The organism is Clostridium sp. (assembly GCF_036642255.1).
In the GTDB taxonomy this organism is placed as follows: domain Bacteria; phylum Bacillota; class Clostridia; order Clostridiales; family Clostridiaceae; genus Clostridium_J.
On sequence record NZ_JAVWDJ010000007.1, the window covers coordinates 122,280 to 139,087 of the forward strand.

A 16,808-nucleotide genomic window follows, 5' to 3' on the forward strand; every position below is an offset into this window, starting at 1 on the left:
TACAGAAAAGATTAGTCATATATTTTGTTTTTTGTTATTGTAAGTTTTTATTTATTATTTTCGGTTTAAGAAGAAAATCTAAGCCTATACATTTATAAAATAGTTTATTTCTTAAATTCTACTATATTCGTTAGATTTCTAATCCATTTTAATTTCTATATCACATGCCATAAACCTTCCGAACTCTTCAAATCCTAATTTTTTATAACAATTTATAGCTGGAACATTATCAGTTTTTACATTAAGCCCAATAAACTTTATTTTTCCTTTTAGGCTGTTCACTAATGCTGATACTACTTGCTCACCATATCCCCTTTTTCTGTACTCTGGATGGGTTGTAACGTGTGCTATAGCAGCAACTTCATAATTGTTGGAGTAAGCATGTATTCCAGCAAAACTTACTAATTTTCTATTTACATACATACCAAAGTTTTCATTCAGCATAACTAACTCCTCATCAAGCCATGCTCCTGGGTGACCTACTGAAAGTAAATATTTGATTTCATTTATGCTCTTAAAACCTACACGAACGGCCTCATTTTCCTGCATTTTATTAAGTACATAAAAATCCCATATTCCCATATTCATATACTCCTCTAACCCAGTAATCTTATCTTCTGGAAATACTTCTGCTAGTGTGGCTTTATCAATATGGGTATAAAATTTTGGAGGAAGAAATGGTTTTATTTTTCTTATGAGTTTTATGCTATATTCCACATCATCAAAGCTAGCTGCCAAGAGAACTGGAATACCATAATTCATGTTTAACATAGCTATTGCCTTTAACTCCTCCTCATAAAATAATCCATAACAAACCACCTGTTTCCATTGACTTGCTTCCAAATTATTAAGTTGATAAACGTAATCATATCTTTCTTTATTTTTTAAAAATTCATAAACCATACTGGTATCATGAATGATTCTCACTTCCATGTTTTAATATCCTTTCTATGTGCTTTTTCTAACCTCTTAAGGCAAATATTTTAAGTTTTTTTATAGAATGCAATGTAGAAACTGCACTAATTTATAATTTTTCTTTGTATCCTGTGTAAAATAGTTGCTTCAAGGGATGAAATAAGAAAAACTCTATTGCAACTTATAAAATATATTTAAGATTATTTCATTACCTAATTATACTATATTTCGTATAAACCTTATAATACTTAAACCTGTTATCTTAAACCTATTCATTGTTTTTTCCTTTAATCATAAAAATTTGCTCCTTTTAATTTAAAAGTTTGAAAAGTTTGTACTCTGTAAATCAATGATAGAATAAAAAATATGGAACTTTTTACAATGTTTATGACACTTATATTATAAGGCGGTGATGAAATGGTAAATAATGAACTAATCAATAGTTTTAATAAACTATATGATGAAACTTACTTAAATGTATTAAGACTAGTTACCCTTAAGTGTTCAAACACTGCTGATGTATCAGACATTGTGCAAGAGGTTTTTACAGAAGCATATAAAGTTATGATAAAAAAAGGTCCTAATTACATTGATAATCCCCAAGGATTTATCTTGAGGCTTACTAAAACAAAAATTTACAAACATTATACTTTAATTGAAAAATTAAAAAAGATAATTCCTATACTTTCAAGTAATGAGACCCATGAAGAAATAAATATTGTTGATCTTCAAGTTGATTTAAATCAACAAAATATAGAAGAGGCATTAATAAATAAACACACCATTGATGAGATATGGAGATTCATAAGTCTAAACCCCCAAGATGTGCAAAAGATATTTTTTCTTTACTATTACTGTGATATGTCCTTAAAAGAAATTGCTAAAGAACTTAAAATTAGTGAATCAAATGTAAAACATAAACTTTATAGATCCCTTGAAAAAATTCGTTCTATCTACAAAGAAGGTGGTGAGAATTTATGAAAGAAAAAGATTTTATAAAAGAAATTTTATCCAGTAAATCCGTTAGTAAAGAAGACGTTCGCAAAAGAGTGATTAACACCATTAGTGCTGAGGAAAGAGAGGCAAAATTCTTCATAAAAAATAAATTAATTGTTACAATAGCAAGTGTTAGCCTTGTGATGATAATATCTTTTGGTGCATACGGCAAAGTTAACGCTGATGAATATGATAAAGCCCAAAGCTATTTAAGTGATATTGGTATTGAGACTTCAAATTTATCAAAAACTGAATCAATAAAAGTTTATAAGGATATGGAATCTGCTAACTTTAAATACGACACCACTAAGGTTGTTTTGATGGCTAAAGCCAATGAATTAGGAATTGAAAATGTTCCACAAAATGCAAAAGAAATCTACCAGTCAATTGTTGATTATTATGGAGTTATAAACACAGGTAAAGTAACCTCATCTGAAGTAAAATCAATAACTCCTGGAATCACCTATAAGGAAATAATACAATTACTTGGTCCCACAAAAGATATAGGTAGTGGTCTCCATGTTTTACAATATGTAGTTGATGATAATAAACTTCTATATATAAACTTTGCTGATGAAAATGATATTTGTGAAAAATCCGGGGATGATTTTCTTAAGAATTTAATACCTGTAGACAATAAGGGTGATAGTTCCACTACTTTTAATTGTACCCTTATTCAACGTAGTGAAAATTCACTACTTGTAAGTTGCCCCACTTATACTGCCTTTGATACAGCCAATGTCACTGTAACAGAGAAAACTATAATAGTATTTGAAAATGGAGAAAAAGCTACTCTTAACGATGTGAAAAGTGATTTTATTATTACTTTTAATGGTACTGTAGCTGAAAGCTATCCAGTTCAAATCACTGCAACAAAAATTGTAATAAAATAAGTTCCACAAAAAAACAGCGGTGCTTATAATAACATCGCTGTTTTTAACTTGGAGATTCTTCCATATTTTGGATGAGCCTCCGAGGTGAGATTTTGCTATAACTAATTTGCTTATTGTTTATCCCAATTTAAATAGTGATTAATTATTTATATAGTGATAGCTTTCATCTCCTAAAACCTTGAGATTTTGTGGAATCTTTATATAAATAACACTGCTTCCGAATCTGCCATTAATACCCTTATTCTCATCATCCTTATTGCTATAGAACTGATTCATCCCTAAATCTTTAGAAAACTGTGTAAAGCTATAACTTTGCTTTTCAAATCGTATATTGAGATTGTTATCATTCAATTCTATATCAGGGCCCTTTACCATATAGGCAAAATCAATACCATTAACTAGCATAGGTCCAGAATACCAATATATTTCTATTTTATTATCATCCACAGTTTTTCTATCTATGAAAATCTGTTGTTCTTCTTTTTCAAAGAGAATTTCTAAATCCTTACCTTCATAATTGAAATTGTAATTTTTAATGTTGTATTTATCTTCTAAAATTTTTTCCTCTAATACCCTAGGATTATTCATTATTTCTTCTTCCATATTTAATGATTGTTCTAACTTTACTCCTGGCTTAGCCTGTGCAAAACTCACCTTTGGCAATGCATAATAAACTATGACTCCCAAGATATTAATAGCGATATAAGCTATTATAATAAGCTTTATATATTTATTTTTCATCTTCTCACCTCCAGGTTGTTTGAAGCAACAACACTAGCACAGAAGAATATAGCTGCTGTGATTATAGCTTTAATCATGAAAATCAGTAAGCTACTTTCTTTTCCATAAAACTCTATTATAGTCCCCAATAGAGGCGTTTGTGGAAGCAGAACTACCACTGCCAAGATTACAATTATAAAAAGTTTGGAGCTTTCAGTAAGCACAGTACAGAAGTAAACTATTGAACTAATGATTAAAATATAAAAGAAGTTAGCCCCAATGCTACACATAACTTCTCCTGGAGATAAGAAAAAACCACTTTCTATGATCCTTGAACCTCCAATAGATAAATATTTTATTGTTCTAACCAAAATCCCTGATAAGGCTGAAGTAACCGATCCAAACAGTGAAAGAGTAATCAAAAATCCTATATTTGAAACATTGCTACTAATACGATTTGATACAAAAGTAAAATCCATATCCTTATAATCCTTAAGATTTAAAAGTATTGTAGCTCCCACTACACAAGCAATTGTAAATATATAAACTTGTATAGTCGTATTTCTTTCTATATTAAACTTATAAATATTAGTAGAAGTTGCCATATTTCCACCAGCATTAGTAAGTGCAAATAACATCCCTAATATTTGAGTAAAGATAATCATTAGAAAAAACTTAGAAAAGCCATTAAGCTTATAAATATACTGTTTCTTTACTACTGATATAAAATCACTTTTTGCTAAAGACATAGTTAATCCCCCCCTCTCTTGGACTTGTTAAATATATACATAAATCATTAGTGCTTACTGGTTTTGCATCAATATTTACAGTCTTAGCTGCCCTTAAATCTTCCTGAAAGTTTCTAGTTTCAACCACTAAATAGATACTATCCTTTCCAAAGCTTTCTTCATAAAGCACATTTCTATCTTTAATCAATTCCTTTACTGCTGCTTCCTTTCCACTAAGTCCAATGGCATATTCCTTTAAATCTACTACAGGCATATGGAGACACTTTGTACCGTCCTTCAATAATAATATGTCTTCTAGTATATCCTCTAGCTCTTCTAAGTGGTGACTTGAGATAAGGATGCTACGCGGATTCTCAATGTAATCCTTAAGGATTATCTTATAGATTTCTTTTCTGACAGCAGCATCCATCCCTGTAGTTGCTTCATCCATAATAGTTAAGCTGCAATGACTCGCAATACCTAAAATCATATTAAAGGTGCTTGTCATTCCTTTAGAAAGTTCACTATGGTTTCTGCTTTTATTTATAGAAAAGTATTCAAGAAGTTTTCTACTCATTGTTTCATCGAAGTTTGGATAAAAACTCTTTGCAGCGCATAAAATTTCATCTAGGGTTAATTGTCTTGAAAAGCTCATGTTTTCATCAATAAATATTGTGTTACTAGACACACTTAAATTATTAAAGGGGTTTTCATCAAAAACTTTAATTTCACCACCTGTAGGTTTTAAGAATCCGCTCAATAACTTTAATAGCGTGGTTTTTCCTGCACCATTCCTGCCAATAAGTCCAGTAATAGTGTTTTCCTCAATAGAAAAGCTCAGGTCTTTTAAAGCATTAAAGCTTTTATAAGCCTTAGTAACATTATCACATTGAATAACCTTCAAATTTATCCCTCCCTACTTTCCTCAATTACTTTTGATACCATATCTAAAATTTCCTTTTCCCCAAGATCCAATCTTTTTGCTTCCATTACTAAATTTAAAATAAGTGTTTTTAAGGTTTGTGTTTTACGTTTTTCTCTTATTACTTCTCTTGCATCTAGAGCTACAAACATTCCTAATCCCCTCTTTTTATAAAGAATATTTTCTGATGCTAAAATATTTAACCCCTTAGCCGCAGTGGCAGGATTTATATTAAACATTTCCGCTAATTGATATTGAGAATATATCTTTTCATCACTTCCTATGTTGCCACAAAGTATTTCATTCTCTAACCAATCAGCAATTTGTACATAAATGGGCTTTAAGTTATCATTATCTAAAATCACCCCAACACCTCCTTTATTTATAGGTGAGTTAGTACATTACTGATATAATGTAGTATATTCTTTTTTCAGCTAATTGTATACCTATTTTTTAATTTTTCTTTAAAATATTTTATTTTTTCTTTTTTTCTCACCTCGGATATATTTCCACATTTTGTAATTACCTCCAAGGTAATTACAAATCCCTAGAGATGTAATTACACCTCTAGGGATTTACTGAATTTATATTATATTTATAATTTGATTTTCTCCATGATTTTATATGGTGCTAGAGAATATTAACTAGCTATTTTATCCACACTTCTTACACACATATATTAATTCTCTGCCATTTTCAACATCACTTTTATCGTACCAACCGAACTTTTCTACAATTGTGAGTCCACCTTTTGTAAGGTAATCCTTCAATTGGTTAGCATAATAATATTTCAGTTTTAAGTGATCCTCTATTCTTTGGAAATCTCCATTGGCATCAGTAATCTCAAAGCCATAATGAGGATAAATAATTTGTTTTTCGGTATCGATTTTATCTCCCCAATGCTTTTTAACGATTTTAGCACCTGTATTTTCATCAGTTCTTTCCCATTGAATTATTTCCTCATAGCACCAGCTCTCATCCAGTACCTTATATGGTCTAAATACATTTATGATGAATAATCCATCCTCAGTTAAATGCTCTCTTATGCATTTTATAGAACTTTTTATATCATCATCTTCAGTTAAGGCTTGGAAAGCCCTAAAAGGTGCAATGATAAGTCCAAAGCTTTTATCCAATTTAAACTCTGCCATACTTCCCTGTACTAGGGTTATTTTATCTGTAACTTCCTTATCAGTACTTCTTAGCTTTTCCCTAAAGGATTCAAGCATAGTTTCTGATAAATCAAGTCCAGTAACCTCAATCCCTATGTCAGCAAGTTTTAATGCTACTCTCCCTGTACCACATCCAAGTTCCAGTACAGTACCCCCTGTTTTCACTGCATATTCCTTATAAAATTCTATGTCTGCCGTAAGATTATCCCTATTATCATAATCATATAACCATGCAGTATTTTCATAAGTATTAACTGTATTCATATACTCACTCCCCCTGTGAATTATATTTTTTAGAAACAAATTATCCTTCCCTTAAAAGTTTTCAAGCTCAGCTACCAATATTCCTTTCTTAGAAAGAATACTACTATTACTCTTTTCAAACCCCATGTGTGTGATTATCTTTTTATCTTCAAAAGTAAACTTAAACACTTTGCTAAAATCACCATTTGTTGCAAAATAAATTTCCTCATCCTCAAGTATGGAAACCATAGAAAATCTAGTTGGATACTCTCCATGAAGTTGCATTGTTTCCTTTAACACAGCAAAACCATCCTCAATAGAAAAAGCTTCATTCTTTTCTAATATCATACTATATGCTTTCTTATATCGCTCTTCACCAGTGCCCTTTGCTTCTTTATAGTTTTCACAAATACTATGACACATTGGAAAATTTGTTAGAACAACTGGACCATCACTAAATAAACTATTATGAAAGTTACTTATTCCAGGTTCCACAATGTATGTGTCTCCACTTTTTCCAACAATCATACTGTGCACATTGAAGTTAGGTACATTAACAATAGTATTAGTCTGCAAGAATCCTTCTAAATCCTGAAACTTAACAGTTTCCCCCATTACATGTTCAAAAAATTTCATCATATGTATCACATTTTTACCTCTTCTATATTTTCCTTGTTCATTTGGAGTAACCATAAGTGTATTCATAAAGATACCACTTTTATTTATTCCAAAGGAATGGAAAAATTGTCCATGAACCTTTAAAAGAATTAGAAACTGATTATCTTCCTTTAACATAATTTTTATTTCATCAGTTCCATCATAATTCATTCCTATAATTGTTTTTGGTGAATTTATCATAAAGCTTGTACACATTTTATTCTTATACCTCATCTAAAGTTGTTTATTAGTGATGTTTTTCATACTAACAAACTCTTTAATAACTTTCTTATTTATTTAAATACTCCAGTTTTATTCTCTAAAAAATCATTTAACATATCAGAATGCTGTTGTAAAAACAATTTTGGTATATTATTTCTATTAAAAAAACGTAAATCAAAGGTTTCTTTGTTATCAATTTTCAAATCTCCACTGAGTATATTGCATTTAAAAAGATAACAAATTGACTGTGCTTTATCCCCATTTGGATATGTAGTAAAATACTTTGAGTACACTCCAATAAAATGTTCTACGGCAACATTTAATCCTGTCTCTTCTTTAACTTCCCTAATTACAGCATCTTCAATAGACTCTCCAATTTCAACTGCTCCACCTGGTAGACCCCATAATTCTTCCTTATCACTTCTCTTTTGAAGCAATATCTCACCTTTTTCATTAGTGATACAAGCCGCAGAAAAATTTAGTATTATAGTATCATGACCTACTTTGCTTCTTATCCATTTTATATAATCACTCATTTAAAACCCTCTTTTCATGCTCAACCCAGCCACCCCACTGAAAATCCTTATGGAAATCAATCTCCATAATCTCACAATGAGACACAATAGGTTGAAATTTAAATTGTCTCATCACCACGCCATGAGTTACCACAATTATCTTATCGTAGTGTAAATACTTCTCTAAGGCTTTAAAAGCTCTTTCAGCAACAGTGCTAAGTTTTTCCCACTTCTTTTTATTATCATCAGTGTAATTACCTTTACAAAGAGTACATTCCTTAGCAGCAACCATAACTTCATCATCATTTATGTAGTTGAAGGTTAAATCTGGTAGCCATTCATGAATATCAAGTTCTATATTTATATCCAAGGATGTTTCTTTCGATATAATTGCTGCTGTTTGCATAGTTCTTGTGTAGGGTGAAGTTACAATAATGCTTGCTCCCTTCAACCTTTCATCTTTAGCTACAGCCTTTGCTTGTTCTATTCCTTTTGGTGTAAGTTGAGCCAGATCTCTACCATGTCCCTTAAATTGACGTTCTGTTACTAAGCTATAATCCGGCTCCCCATGTCTTATGAGTATAAGCTTTGTCATTATAGTTGCCCCCTTTTATACTTAATGATTGCTTCCCTATTAAACTATTAAACTATAGTTCTTCCCCTTAAAATCCTTATAGATCCTTTAAATAATGAACAAGTTCATTTTATTCAACGCCTTGAAAGAGATTATACTCCCACCAAAATTTAATTTTTAGCACAAAACTCCCACCTTAAACTTGTTTAAGCACTGATGAGGATAGAAGAATTATCTTGCCAAAATGTGGTTAAACCCTTTAATTATATTATAAGTTATATTTTTACATATAACTATAAAAATAGCTTCATTCTTGTAAACGAAAGACCTTTTATTTCAATGGTAATGAGGAAACAATTAGAAATATGTGGTACATAACCTTATACAATAATATAATGGCAATAGAAGTATTATGTTTAGGAGAGATATAGATGAAAAAGAGATTTTTTGTAGTAGCTATATTAGTGTTGTGTATTTTTATCACATTTGGTTGCAAAAATAAATTAACTACTGATAATTCAAATGCTAATAATCCAAATGATACCCAAACTGAAAAGCCATCAAATGAAAATCCAGAAGAAGCAAAGCCAGGTGCTGATAAGCCTTCAACAAAAGATACAAACTGCAGATTGTACTTCTTTAACACGACTAATTTAAAGCATTATTATATAGACACCACAATACCAGTAGAAGAAAGTGCGATAATCACAGCCTTGACTAAAGAGCTCCAAAACCAAACTTATAATAAGGATTTTTTAACTCTAACAAATAAAGTACAGGTTAAATCTGCAAAAATAGATAAGGATAATAAACTTCTTACAGTGGTATTTTCAGATTCTTATGTTGATCACATGACCTTAGGAAGTAGCACCGAAAGTGGGCTTCTAACCATGTTATTAACTACTTACGGCTATAACTTAGGTGTAGATAAAGTTGCTATATATTTTGGTGATGAATTGTATACCTCTTTAAAAGGGGACTTACCTGAAGGTTACTTTAAAGTGGATTATCCTGAGGCAGAAAAATATTCTAAATGATAGTCAGGGTTTCATCACAGTTAAATAAAAAACACTAATAAAATAACTAATAATTTACTCTTATATGAAAGAATAAAAAAAGTAGAACTGATTTTTGAAGTTCTACTTTTTATAAATTTCCCTTAACTACATATTGAAAGGTAAGTCTCTCCACCTTTTTAGATGAGTTATCATCGTCAGAAATTGAAATTTAGTGAGTGAAATCACCTTTCATAAATGGTTGAAGAAAATGAACTAGTTCATTGTTTAATAATAAAAATCATCTTAAGTAATTATTCCTAAACTAAACACTTTCAACCTGCAAAATCTCTTCAGTTTTATTGTCCATTAAATAAAGTCTGTACATCATTATAGCTCCTAGGATAGAAAGACCACCTATAAATAGCCATAGATTTCTGATGCTTGTGTATTTAACATACAAACCTGCAATTATTGGCCCGACCATAAATCCTAGTTTTCTTATTATTGGGAAAATAGAATTAAACCTTCCTCTATGTGAAGCTGGGGTATGGTCTGCAATGTATACATTAGTATTGGTGGAAATTAATATTTCTCCCAACGTCCAAATTATAGTTGAAAGTATAAATAGAAAATAGCTGTTGATGAAAAATATCATTCCAAACCCTACTGCATAGAGTATTCCCCCAAGAGCTATGCTTAAGGATGCTTTAAGTTTCCCAGCTATAGCAGTGAGAAACATTGGAATAATACTGCAAATTACTGCATTCACTGCCATAAGACTCCCAAATATAGTTGCTGACTTATCCCCAAATACATCTCCAATTTGGAGGGAAAGGCCAAAGTTGAACTGAGAAAATACTATAAAATATATAACAATTATAAAAGAAAATAAAAGTAAAGTTGGTCTTCTAACTAAAGCTTGAAGTAAAGTTCCTTCTTCTGCTTTTTCAAATTTATTTCCCTTTGTTGCTAATATAGCTTCCTTCTTAGGCATAGTTTCTGGAATAAACATTGCTACTAATATAACTGAAATAAAGGTGGTGATGGCATCCCCTAAGAAAAGCCAAATCAAATAGTTGTTATATAAAAATCCTGCTAAAAGAGGTCCCACAGAAAAACCTATATTTATAGCCATATACTGCATGGAAAAGGCGGTCTTTCGTTGCTCACCTTCTGTGATATCAGTAATAATAGTGCTGTAAACAGGCATTGGATATCCTCCAAGAAAGTTTGATAAAATTAGTAATGATGTTAGTACAATTGGATCCTTTGTAAAGGCACATAATAGTATTGCAATAGCTGAAGCAGTTCTAAAAATAATGAATATTTTCTTTCTACCTATAACATCAATTAATTTCCCCCCATGAGCTGAGGCAATGAGTCCAACAAAGCTGTTAATTGCAACAATTAGCCCTACTGTTCCTACATTCATACCTATAGAATATGTTAAAAACATAGTCAAAAAAGGCGCCACAAAGTTACCTAGATTATTAATTATTGATGCAAAGAAAATAATATAAACACTCATTGGTAAATTTTTATATGGTAGTAATAGTCTTTTAAATCCCTTCATGTTTTCTCCCCCAAAATTCATACTTAATCTTTTATTCTTCATCCTCGATGAAAATTAATTTTCACCAGATGTATGTTTTTATCTTTTTTATATACGTTTCCCATACACTACATGCCAGTGCAAATGCTTAGAATCCTGGTACTCCCCAAGATTAGTGATTACCCTGCAAGCTCCATTTTCTGCTACAACCCTTGATGCTACTTGTCTAACCACTGACAATAATTCCAATAATAAATCATTATCCTCTTCCTCAATGGTAATAAGAGATGATATATGCTTTTTAGGAATCACAACAATATGCACCTCATAAGCTGGGCGAGTATGATGGTATGCTAGTACATTTTCTGTTTCAGAAATTTTATTAACCATAGTCTTCCCACTCAAAACTTCATTACAGTAAAAATCACTAATCATAATTTTTCTCCTCTCACTGTATAAATAAACTTTATATATGAAATATTTAACAAAAATGTATTTTATGAACTTAAGTTTTATTGTACCAAATATTTCATAACAATGAAATTATATTAATGTAATAAAGGTAATAAATTAGTAATTATACTAATTTATTACCTCCTAACAATGCCTCGATACCCATAATTTATTTTTCACTTTTTAGAAATTGAAAAACTATTATTTTCTGGTTCCATCCTCATTAAATACTTTTCTTAAATGTATTTCATCATACCAAATCATGGCAATGGTACCAAGAATAAATACTGTAAACTGAGTTTCTTCTCTTATTTCTTTTAAGAAGTAGTTACACAGTACCCCTAAAAGAATAAAAAAAACTCCTAATATCATAAAACTATTAGCTGAATATCTTTGAGCTTCATTCCAGGTATCCTGATTTTTCATTGAAAATCTTGTTCTATGACCATATATATTATTAATTTTCTTCGGTGGAAAAACTTTAAATATAACTCCCACAACAGCATTAATGATTCCCACAGTAAATAACATAAGTACACTTCCTTAGCTCTTTATTTTATAACCAGTATATGAATATTTTAAAGATAATTAACCATAATCTTAGTAAAAAAACACATAGCTCCTTATGTTTTTAGCTCCTATTACTCAGTTGTGAAAAATCTCTTTCCAACTCTACAGATTTATTGACTAAATAAATAGTAAATATCCGTTTAATTTATTTCAAATTTCTAATTTAATAATCCAACCTCATGATATGTTCACAACCAAATACTTGTCCATTAAACTCAAATCCAAAGCTCTTATACAGTTTTACAGCAAAAGTGCTTTCTTTGTGTACCCCTAGAAAAATCTTATTACGTGAATTGTCTTGTTTTATGATTTCTAAAAGTTTTTCTAAAGCTTTTTTCCCATAGCCCTTTGATTGATACTTTTTATCAATCATCATGCGATAAATCCAATATTCACTGTCATCTTCATCAATACAGTACATTAAAAATCCAATCATTGTGTCCTCATCAAATATAGCTAATGGTATACATTCTGGCTGAAACTTTGATTGCGCTATTGAAACAGCATTTGATGTAACAAAATCAACTTGCTGCTCTGCCACCGTAAGCTCAATGCAGTCCCAAAAATTTTCTCTTGTAATTTCTTTAAATAATATCAATATATAACCCCCATTATCATTTACTATAATTCTTTCATAACCATCGCAATATGTTCATAATGCAAGTGAGTAAATATAGCGAATTTAACTTTATTCATCATGCACCTCTTGGCATATTGTATAATTTATGAATGAACTATACTGAAGTTTAAGTTCATATCACTATATTTTTCTATTAACTTTTAAGTTGAACTCTGGCTGTGTTACATAGGATAGATATTGCACTCCTCCATTATAATCTAAGTATGCTTGAAATCGCTGACGAATGGCTGGAGCTGTAATCATATCCAATACTTTTTCTCTTTTTACCCAACAGGATTCTGAATTTTCATCTGAAATGCATAACTCACCATGAATAAAAGTGCAAATGAAATCCATCATTACTTTCGTGGGAACTTGCTTAACTCCGTTATATCCTTTATTTATTGATGTATTTGATGAAATTGCAAAGAGATTTTTTACTTCCACATGAATTCCACTCTCTTCTTTTATTTCTCTAATAACTGCATCAATAAGATTTTCTCCAACCTCTACTTGACCACCTGGAAAAACCCATCCTCCATGATAAGTTTTAACCAACAATATCTCCCCTTGCTCATTTTCAACTACCCCTGCTGCCGCAACAATATGTGTTGGCATTATCATTTATCTCACTCCTTCACTAACTTTAATACTTTTTTTATACACCTTGCAAACACTCATTTATTACTCTATATCATATACTTATAATAACATAATTTCAATAAAATGTATTTTAATATTCAAGGTTTAAATTATAGTAAAAATAAAAGACCATTCTGCTTAATGCTTTAATAAAACATTAGCAAAATAATCTAATCTTTTCTATTCGTATATTGTTGCTGTTTTTCTTGTAATTTTGTTATCTAGATTGCTTATTCTACTACAACAGCAGTTCCTGAAGCAGTTACCATAAGCATATTCCCTGCTTGACCTAGCACCTCGTAGTCTATATCTATCCCTACAATTGCATTTGCACCAAGTTGCCATGCTCTTTGCTTTAATTCTTCTATAGCGCCTTCTCTTGCTTGAATTAATTCATCTTCATAAGACTTTGATCTTCCTCCAAAGAAATTAGTAAGTCCTGCAGCAAAATCTTTAATAAAGTCTACCCCAGAGATAACCTCTCCACAGATAATTCCTTTGTATTCAATAATTCTTTTACCTTCAATGTTATTTGTAGTTGTTACGATCATGATAAAACCTCCGCATTTTAAATTGATTTATAAAATATATTAAGTTATATTTTCACATCCAAATTACTCAATCAGTCAGATTTTAAATACATGCTTGCTATATAAATGCAGATATATTCTTTATAAAAAGTTCTATATCTTTTAAATTATTATTTATTATGTGATAAACAATATTTCTATCGAACTTCATATAATCGTGCACCAAAATATTTCGGAATCCAGCCATATTACACAAAGAATCTCTTAATTCATTATTTATTTTCTCATCTTTAAATAAAACAATGCTCTTCCTTAATTAAATTGTATCATCCTCACCCAACATATGTAAACTGAAGATATTTTTACCTCATATATTATTTCCCATTACTTCTTACTGCTTCATAAATATCATCTATGTTCTTCTTAACCCTTCTGAAACAAATACTTTTACCTGAGTCATTTTAAGAATACTTTCACTAAATCCTCTCAAGATTCTCTACGGTTTTTTCACTTTTTACATCTCCAGTATTCAAAGTAGTTTTTGTTTCAATTAACATTACCTCAACTTCTTCTTTTGCAACAGGCATATGTTCAACACCTTTTGGAACTATAAGAAACTCTCCAGGATTTAAAATTATATCCTTATCCCTAAACTTAATAATCAATTGACCTTTCACAACATAAAACATTTCATCTTCATTGTCATGAGTGTGCCACAAAAATTCACCCTTAAATTTAGCAACCTTTACATAAGATTCATTTACTTCACCTATAATTTTAGGACTCCAATACTCATGGAAAAGGCTTAGTTTCTCACTAACATTAACTTTATTCATATCCTTCACCTTCCTACTTTGTGCTAAAGACATATTTATCTGTCACCATCTAATATGTTTTAGTTTTATTCTAACTCGATTAAGTACCTTTCTAATCTTACTATTATCATCTGGAAGTAATTTTATATCTGATAATAATGCAATCTTCTCCACCACTTCTTCAATTGATAGATTATCCGTCTCTATGTGTTGCTTAAACACTTCGTTTTTTAACCCTTCTATGCATCTATCTATTTGCTTTGCTGGCCAAGATTCCTTTCCATCTCCTCGAGTTTTCAATCTTTTAAGTAGGATTTCTCTTGTAGCACTCAATGCAAAATGTCTTACTTCGATTCCACTACTTCTTAATTTACCAACAATTTCTTTAAAATACTGAGGACTCACTATAGTCATTGGTACAACTATTATCCCCTTATAATTTTCATCAATATATTTAAGCATAGAAAAGTTAATTTCTCTCCACATTTCGTAATCTTGAAAATCTCCCTTACCTAATTCTTTTGGTATATTCTTTCTAATAAAATATCCTGGATTTTCTGGATCATATACAAAGGAGTTAGGAAGTCTTCTATGTAGTTCAAAGGCTGTTTGTGTTTTCCCTGAGCCAAAGGCACCATTTATCCATATTATCATTACCATCACCTCTTATTATAAATTCCACAAGTTTCAATAAGGTTTTTTGAGTGTTGTAGATTTCTTTTATATATTTTAGCACCGTTTTTTATTAAGCTTTTCATCATTATTACTTTATCCAAAGCTGTTCTGCTCTGATGAATGCCCCTTCTTCAAAGGAAAGCTTATAAATATCTGGCATTTGAAGCTCTCTCCAAGAGTTATAATCATAACTTTCATCAAAATAGTTCATAATTAACACCATGATATTTCCATGAGTTCCGATTACAATGTTGCCACCTTCATGTTCTTTTAAAATTCTCTGAAGAACTTGTACACCTCTTTGTTGTGCTTCATTTCCTGATTCTCCACCTTTAAAAGAAAACTCTAAATCTTGCCAAACCTTCATTACGGAAGCTTGAAAATCCTCTACTGGACCTTCTGCTAATTTTCTTTCTCTAAATTCTTCATACAGGGTAATACTTAAACCTAAAGTATTAGCTAATCCTTCTACTGTTTGTACTGCTCTTTTGTATGGACTTGCCACCACATGAGTTATACTTTCTGTTAATAATATCTTTGTTACTATTTCAGCATCTTTAAAGCCTTTATTAGATAAAGGTCTAGTTAATTCCTCCGGAGTATAAGTTGAATCGGCATGTCTAACTAAATAAATATTTGTGATCATTTTAATTTTCCTTTACTTCTATTTTTAACATCTCTAATGCATTAAGCCCATCACTTTTATACCCACCATATCCACCCCACCAGCTGGGGTATTGTATAGGAATTGCCGTTACAATAAATTGATAAAAATTATAATAAGCTGTCAATTTAATCATGTTAGTTAACACTCCACTTCCAAAGCTATTTCCAAATAAAAATAAACTTATAGCTATTAGTAAAGATGTTATTGGTCCACCTATGACTGCAATACTTTCTTGAATTCTAGATAGCTTATTATTATTCCACCTAACAAACCCTGTAAATGGGTGAAACCCCCTGAACACCACCTGCAAACTTCCTATGCTATAACTTTTCTCATTATTCTTAGCTATACCAAGATACATCCTAACCTTATCCTTGCTAAAGAAAAGTGCAGGTATAGCATGTCCAAGTTCATGTGCAATTGTAGTAAGTTGCACTATGCTAATCCACATAAGTATATTTAAAATAATATTTATCATTTCCATATTAAATCTAACTCCCTAATTCTTATATTTATTCATTAGAGTAATAAGCTTTGCATTCTTAAAGGTTATTATTTATAAATTATATACCTAAAAATATCAATGATTTCTAAAGTATTCCTGACACCTACTAATCCAAAGCTTTTCATGCTCCTCTGGTGATACTACATGTTTGCTTAAATCCTGAATAGTAAGTATTCCAGCTTCTTCACACCACTCCATACAAGTTTTGTAAAATTCCATACTTCC

At 30.6% G+C, this 16,808-nt stretch carries 23 protein-coding genes; 3 read left to right on the forward strand and 20 right to left on the reverse strand.

What is annotated here, in order from left to right; genetic code table 11:
- Window positions 1-138 precede the first annotated feature (138 nt).
- Entirely contained in the window at window positions 139-933 is a 795-nt protein-coding gene (locus RR409_RS05745) for a GNAT family N-acetyltransferase (RefSeq protein WP_332556773.1), read from the reverse strand.
- Between the two features lie 399 nt (window positions 934-1,332).
- On the opposite strand from RR409_RS05745, the gene RR409_RS05750 reads away from it, so the two are divergent.
- Together RR409_RS05750 and RR409_RS05755 are read left to right on the forward strand one after the other, a co-directional pair.
- On the forward strand, window positions 1,333-1,896 hold the full coding sequence (locus RR409_RS05750; protein WP_332556774.1) for a sigma-70 family RNA polymerase sigma factor: 564 nt from the start codon (window positions 1,333-1,335) through the stop codon (window positions 1,894-1,896).
- Entirely contained in the window at window positions 1,893-2,804 is a 912-nt protein-coding gene (locus RR409_RS05755; protein WP_332556775.1) for a hypothetical protein, read from the forward strand. Before RR409_RS05750 ends, RR409_RS05755 begins: the two co-directional genes overlap by 4 nt.
- Window positions 2,805-2,942: 138 nt before the next feature.
- On the opposite strand, the gene RR409_RS05760 is transcribed toward RR409_RS05755, so the two are convergent.
- The 8 genes from RR409_RS05760 to RR409_RS05795 form a co-directional block, all read right to left on the reverse strand.
- Window positions 2,943-3,545 (reverse strand): hypothetical protein, encoded by a 603-nt coding sequence (locus RR409_RS05760; RefSeq protein ID WP_332556776.1) that lies wholly within the window; start codon window positions 3,543-3,545, stop codon window positions 2,943-2,945.
- Window positions 3,542-4,273 carry a hypothetical protein gene (locus RR409_RS05765; RefSeq protein WP_332556777.1) on the reverse strand — a complete coding sequence of 244 codons (732 nt, stop codon included), beginning with the start codon at window positions 4,271-4,273 and terminating at the stop codon, window positions 3,542-3,544. Before RR409_RS05765 ends, RR409_RS05760 begins: the two co-directional genes overlap by 4 nt.
- Window positions 4,254-5,156: an ABC transporter ATP-binding protein gene (locus RR409_RS05770; RefSeq protein WP_332556778.1), complete on the reverse strand. Its 903-nt coding sequence runs from the start codon at window positions 5,154-5,156 to the stop codon at window positions 4,254-4,256. Before RR409_RS05770 ends, RR409_RS05765 begins: the two co-directional genes overlap by 20 nt.
- A 2-nt stretch (window positions 5,157-5,158) precedes the next feature.
- A complete protein-coding gene (locus RR409_RS05775) occupies window positions 5,159-5,539 on the reverse strand; it encodes a GntR family transcriptional regulator (RefSeq protein ID WP_332556779.1) in 381 nt (126 codons plus the stop codon).
- Between the two features lie 288 nt (window positions 5,540-5,827).
- Window positions 5,828-6,610 carry a class I SAM-dependent methyltransferase gene (locus RR409_RS05780; RefSeq protein ID WP_332556780.1) on the reverse strand — a complete coding sequence of 261 codons (783 nt, stop codon included), beginning with the start codon at window positions 6,608-6,610 and terminating at the stop codon, window positions 5,828-5,830.
- A 51-nt stretch (window positions 6,611-6,661) separates the two neighbouring features.
- Window positions 6,662-7,462, reverse strand: a complete 801-nt coding sequence (locus tag RR409_RS05785) for a linear amide C-N hydrolase (RefSeq protein ID WP_332556781.1) — start codon at window positions 7,460-7,462, stop codon at window positions 6,662-6,664.
- Between the two features lie 77 nt (window positions 7,463-7,539).
- Window positions 7,540-8,004 carry an NUDIX hydrolase gene (locus RR409_RS05790; protein WP_332556782.1) on the reverse strand — a complete coding sequence of 155 codons (465 nt, stop codon included), beginning with the start codon at window positions 8,002-8,004 and terminating at the stop codon, window positions 7,540-7,542.
- Window positions 7,997-8,578, reverse strand: coding sequence for a histidine phosphatase family protein (locus tag RR409_RS05795; RefSeq protein WP_332556783.1), 582 nt, complete (start codon window positions 8,576-8,578; stop codon window positions 7,997-7,999). Before RR409_RS05795 ends, RR409_RS05790 begins: the two co-directional genes overlap by 8 nt.
- Before the next feature lie 410 nt (window positions 8,579-8,988).
- Here RR409_RS05795 and RR409_RS05800 point away from each other — a divergent pair, with 410 nt between their 5' ends.
- Window positions 8,989-9,594 (forward strand): GerMN domain-containing protein, encoded by a 606-nt coding sequence (locus tag RR409_RS05800; RefSeq protein ID WP_332556784.1) that lies wholly within the window; start codon window positions 8,989-8,991, stop codon window positions 9,592-9,594.
- A gap of 283 nt (window positions 9,595-9,877) precedes the next feature.
- On the opposite strand, the gene RR409_RS05805 is transcribed toward RR409_RS05800, so the two are convergent.
- The 11 genes from RR409_RS05805 to RR409_RS05855 form a co-directional block, all read right to left on the reverse strand.
- A complete protein-coding gene (locus RR409_RS05805; protein WP_332556785.1) occupies window positions 9,878-11,128 on the reverse strand; it encodes an MFS transporter in 1,251 nt (416 codons plus the stop codon).
- A gap of 87 nt (window positions 11,129-11,215) precedes the next feature.
- Window positions 11,216-11,542 (reverse strand): HIT domain-containing protein, encoded by a 327-nt coding sequence (locus tag RR409_RS05810; RefSeq protein ID WP_332556786.1) that lies wholly within the window; start codon window positions 11,540-11,542, stop codon window positions 11,216-11,218.
- A gap of 219 nt (window positions 11,543-11,761) precedes the next feature.
- Window positions 11,762-12,091: an SdpI family protein gene (locus RR409_RS05815; RefSeq protein ID WP_332556787.1), complete on the reverse strand. Its 330-nt coding sequence runs from the start codon at window positions 12,089-12,091 to the stop codon at window positions 11,762-11,764.
- A gap of 202 nt (window positions 12,092-12,293) precedes the next feature.
- Entirely contained in the window at window positions 12,294-12,728 is a 435-nt protein-coding gene (locus RR409_RS05820) for a GNAT family N-acetyltransferase (RefSeq protein ID WP_332556788.1), read from the reverse strand.
- A 162-nt stretch (window positions 12,729-12,890) separates the two neighbouring features.
- Window positions 12,891-13,373: an NUDIX hydrolase gene (locus RR409_RS05825; RefSeq protein WP_332556789.1), complete on the reverse strand. Its 483-nt coding sequence runs from the start codon at window positions 13,371-13,373 to the stop codon at window positions 12,891-12,893.
- Window positions 13,374-13,621: 248 nt separating this feature from the next.
- On the reverse strand, window positions 13,622-13,942 hold the full coding sequence (locus tag RR409_RS05830; RefSeq protein WP_332556790.1) for a putative heavy metal-binding protein: 321 nt from the start codon (window positions 13,940-13,942) through the stop codon (window positions 13,622-13,624).
- Between the two features lie 97 nt (window positions 13,943-14,039).
- Complete coding sequence (locus RR409_RS05835; protein WP_332556816.1) at window positions 14,040-14,225, reverse strand: HepT-like ribonuclease domain-containing protein; 186 nt, start codon at window positions 14,223-14,225, stop codon at window positions 14,040-14,042.
- A gap of 172 nt (window positions 14,226-14,397) precedes the next feature.
- A complete protein-coding gene (locus tag RR409_RS05840) occupies window positions 14,398-14,757 on the reverse strand; it encodes a cupin domain-containing protein (protein WP_332556791.1) in 360 nt (119 codons plus the stop codon).
- 42 nt (window positions 14,758-14,799) lie between these two features.
- Window positions 14,800-15,390, reverse strand: a complete 591-nt coding sequence (locus RR409_RS05845) for an AAA family ATPase (RefSeq protein WP_332556792.1) — start codon at window positions 15,388-15,390, stop codon at window positions 14,800-14,802.
- A gap of 109 nt (window positions 15,391-15,499) precedes the next feature.
- Window positions 15,500-16,057, reverse strand: coding sequence for a histidine phosphatase family protein (locus tag RR409_RS05850; RefSeq protein WP_332556793.1), 558 nt, complete (start codon window positions 16,055-16,057; stop codon window positions 15,500-15,502).
- 1 nt (window position 16,058) lies between these two features.
- Entirely contained in the window at window positions 16,059-16,562 is a 504-nt protein-coding gene (locus RR409_RS05855; protein WP_332556794.1) for a site-2 protease family protein, read from the reverse strand.
- Between the last annotated feature and the right edge of the window lie 246 nt (window positions 16,563-16,808).

What these genes read in the sequence shown, in the direction of transcription:
- RR409_RS05745 (WP_332556773.1), bottom strand. Translation starts at nt 933, where the DNA reads ATGGAAGTGAGAATCATTCATGATACCAGTATGGTTTATGAATTTTTA.
- RR409_RS05750 (WP_332556774.1), top strand. Translation starts at nt 1,333, where the DNA reads ATGGTAAATAATGAACTAATCAATAGTTTTAATAAACTATATGATGAA.
- RR409_RS05755 (WP_332556775.1), top strand. Translation starts at nt 1,893, where the DNA reads ATGAAAGAAAAAGATTTTATAAAAGAAATTTTATCCAGTAAATCCGTT.
- RR409_RS05760 (WP_332556776.1), bottom strand. Translation starts at nt 3,545, where the DNA reads ATGAAAAATAAATATATAAAGCTTATTATAATAGCTTATATCGCTATT.
- RR409_RS05765 (WP_332556777.1), bottom strand. Translation starts at nt 4,273, where the DNA reads ATGTCTTTAGCAAAAAGTGATTTTATATCAGTAGTAAAGAAACAGTAT.
- RR409_RS05780 (WP_332556780.1), bottom strand. Translation starts at nt 6,610, where the DNA reads ATGAATACAGTTAATACTTATGAAAATACTGCATGGTTATATGATTAT.
- RR409_RS05785 (WP_332556781.1), bottom strand. Translation starts at nt 7,462, where the DNA reads ATGTGTACAAGCTTTATGATAAATTCACCAAAAACAATTATAGGAATG.
- RR409_RS05790 (WP_332556782.1), bottom strand. Translation starts at nt 8,004, where the DNA reads ATGAGTGATTATATAAAATGGATAAGAAGCAAAGTAGGTCATGATACT.
- RR409_RS05795 (WP_332556783.1), bottom strand. Translation starts at nt 8,578, where the DNA reads ATGACAAAGCTTATACTCATAAGACATGGGGAGCCGGATTATAGCTTA.
- RR409_RS05800 (WP_332556784.1), top strand. Translation starts at nt 8,989, where the DNA reads ATGAAAAAGAGATTTTTTGTAGTAGCTATATTAGTGTTGTGTATTTTT.
- RR409_RS05805 (WP_332556785.1), bottom strand. Translation starts at nt 11,128, where the DNA reads ATGAAGGGATTTAAAAGACTATTACTACCATATAAAAATTTACCAATG.
- RR409_RS05810 (WP_332556786.1), bottom strand. Translation starts at nt 11,542, where the DNA reads ATGATTAGTGATTTTTACTGTAATGAAGTTTTGAGTGGGAAGACTATG.
- RR409_RS05815 (WP_332556787.1), bottom strand. Translation starts at nt 12,091, where the DNA reads ATGTTATTTACTGTGGGAATCATTAATGCTGTTGTGGGAGTTATATTT.
- RR409_RS05825 (WP_332556789.1), bottom strand. Translation starts at nt 13,373, where the DNA reads ATGATAATGCCAACACATATTGTTGCGGCAGCAGGGGTAGTTGAAAAT.
- RR409_RS05830 (WP_332556790.1), bottom strand. Translation starts at nt 13,942, where the DNA reads ATGATCGTAACAACTACAAATAACATTGAAGGTAAAAGAATTATTGAA.
- RR409_RS05840 (WP_332556791.1), bottom strand. Translation starts at nt 14,757, where the DNA reads ATGAATAAAGTTAATGTTAGTGAGAAACTAAGCCTTTTCCATGAGTAT.
- RR409_RS05845 (WP_332556792.1), bottom strand. Translation starts at nt 15,390, where the DNA reads ATGATAATATGGATAAATGGTGCCTTTGGCTCAGGGAAAACACAAACA.
- RR409_RS05850 (WP_332556793.1), bottom strand. Translation starts at nt 16,057, where the DNA reads ATGATCACAAATATTTATTTAGTTAGACATGCCGATTCAACTTATACT.
- RR409_RS05855 (WP_332556794.1), bottom strand. Translation starts at nt 16,562, where the DNA reads ATGGAAATGATAAATATTATTTTAAATATACTTATGTGGATTAGCATA.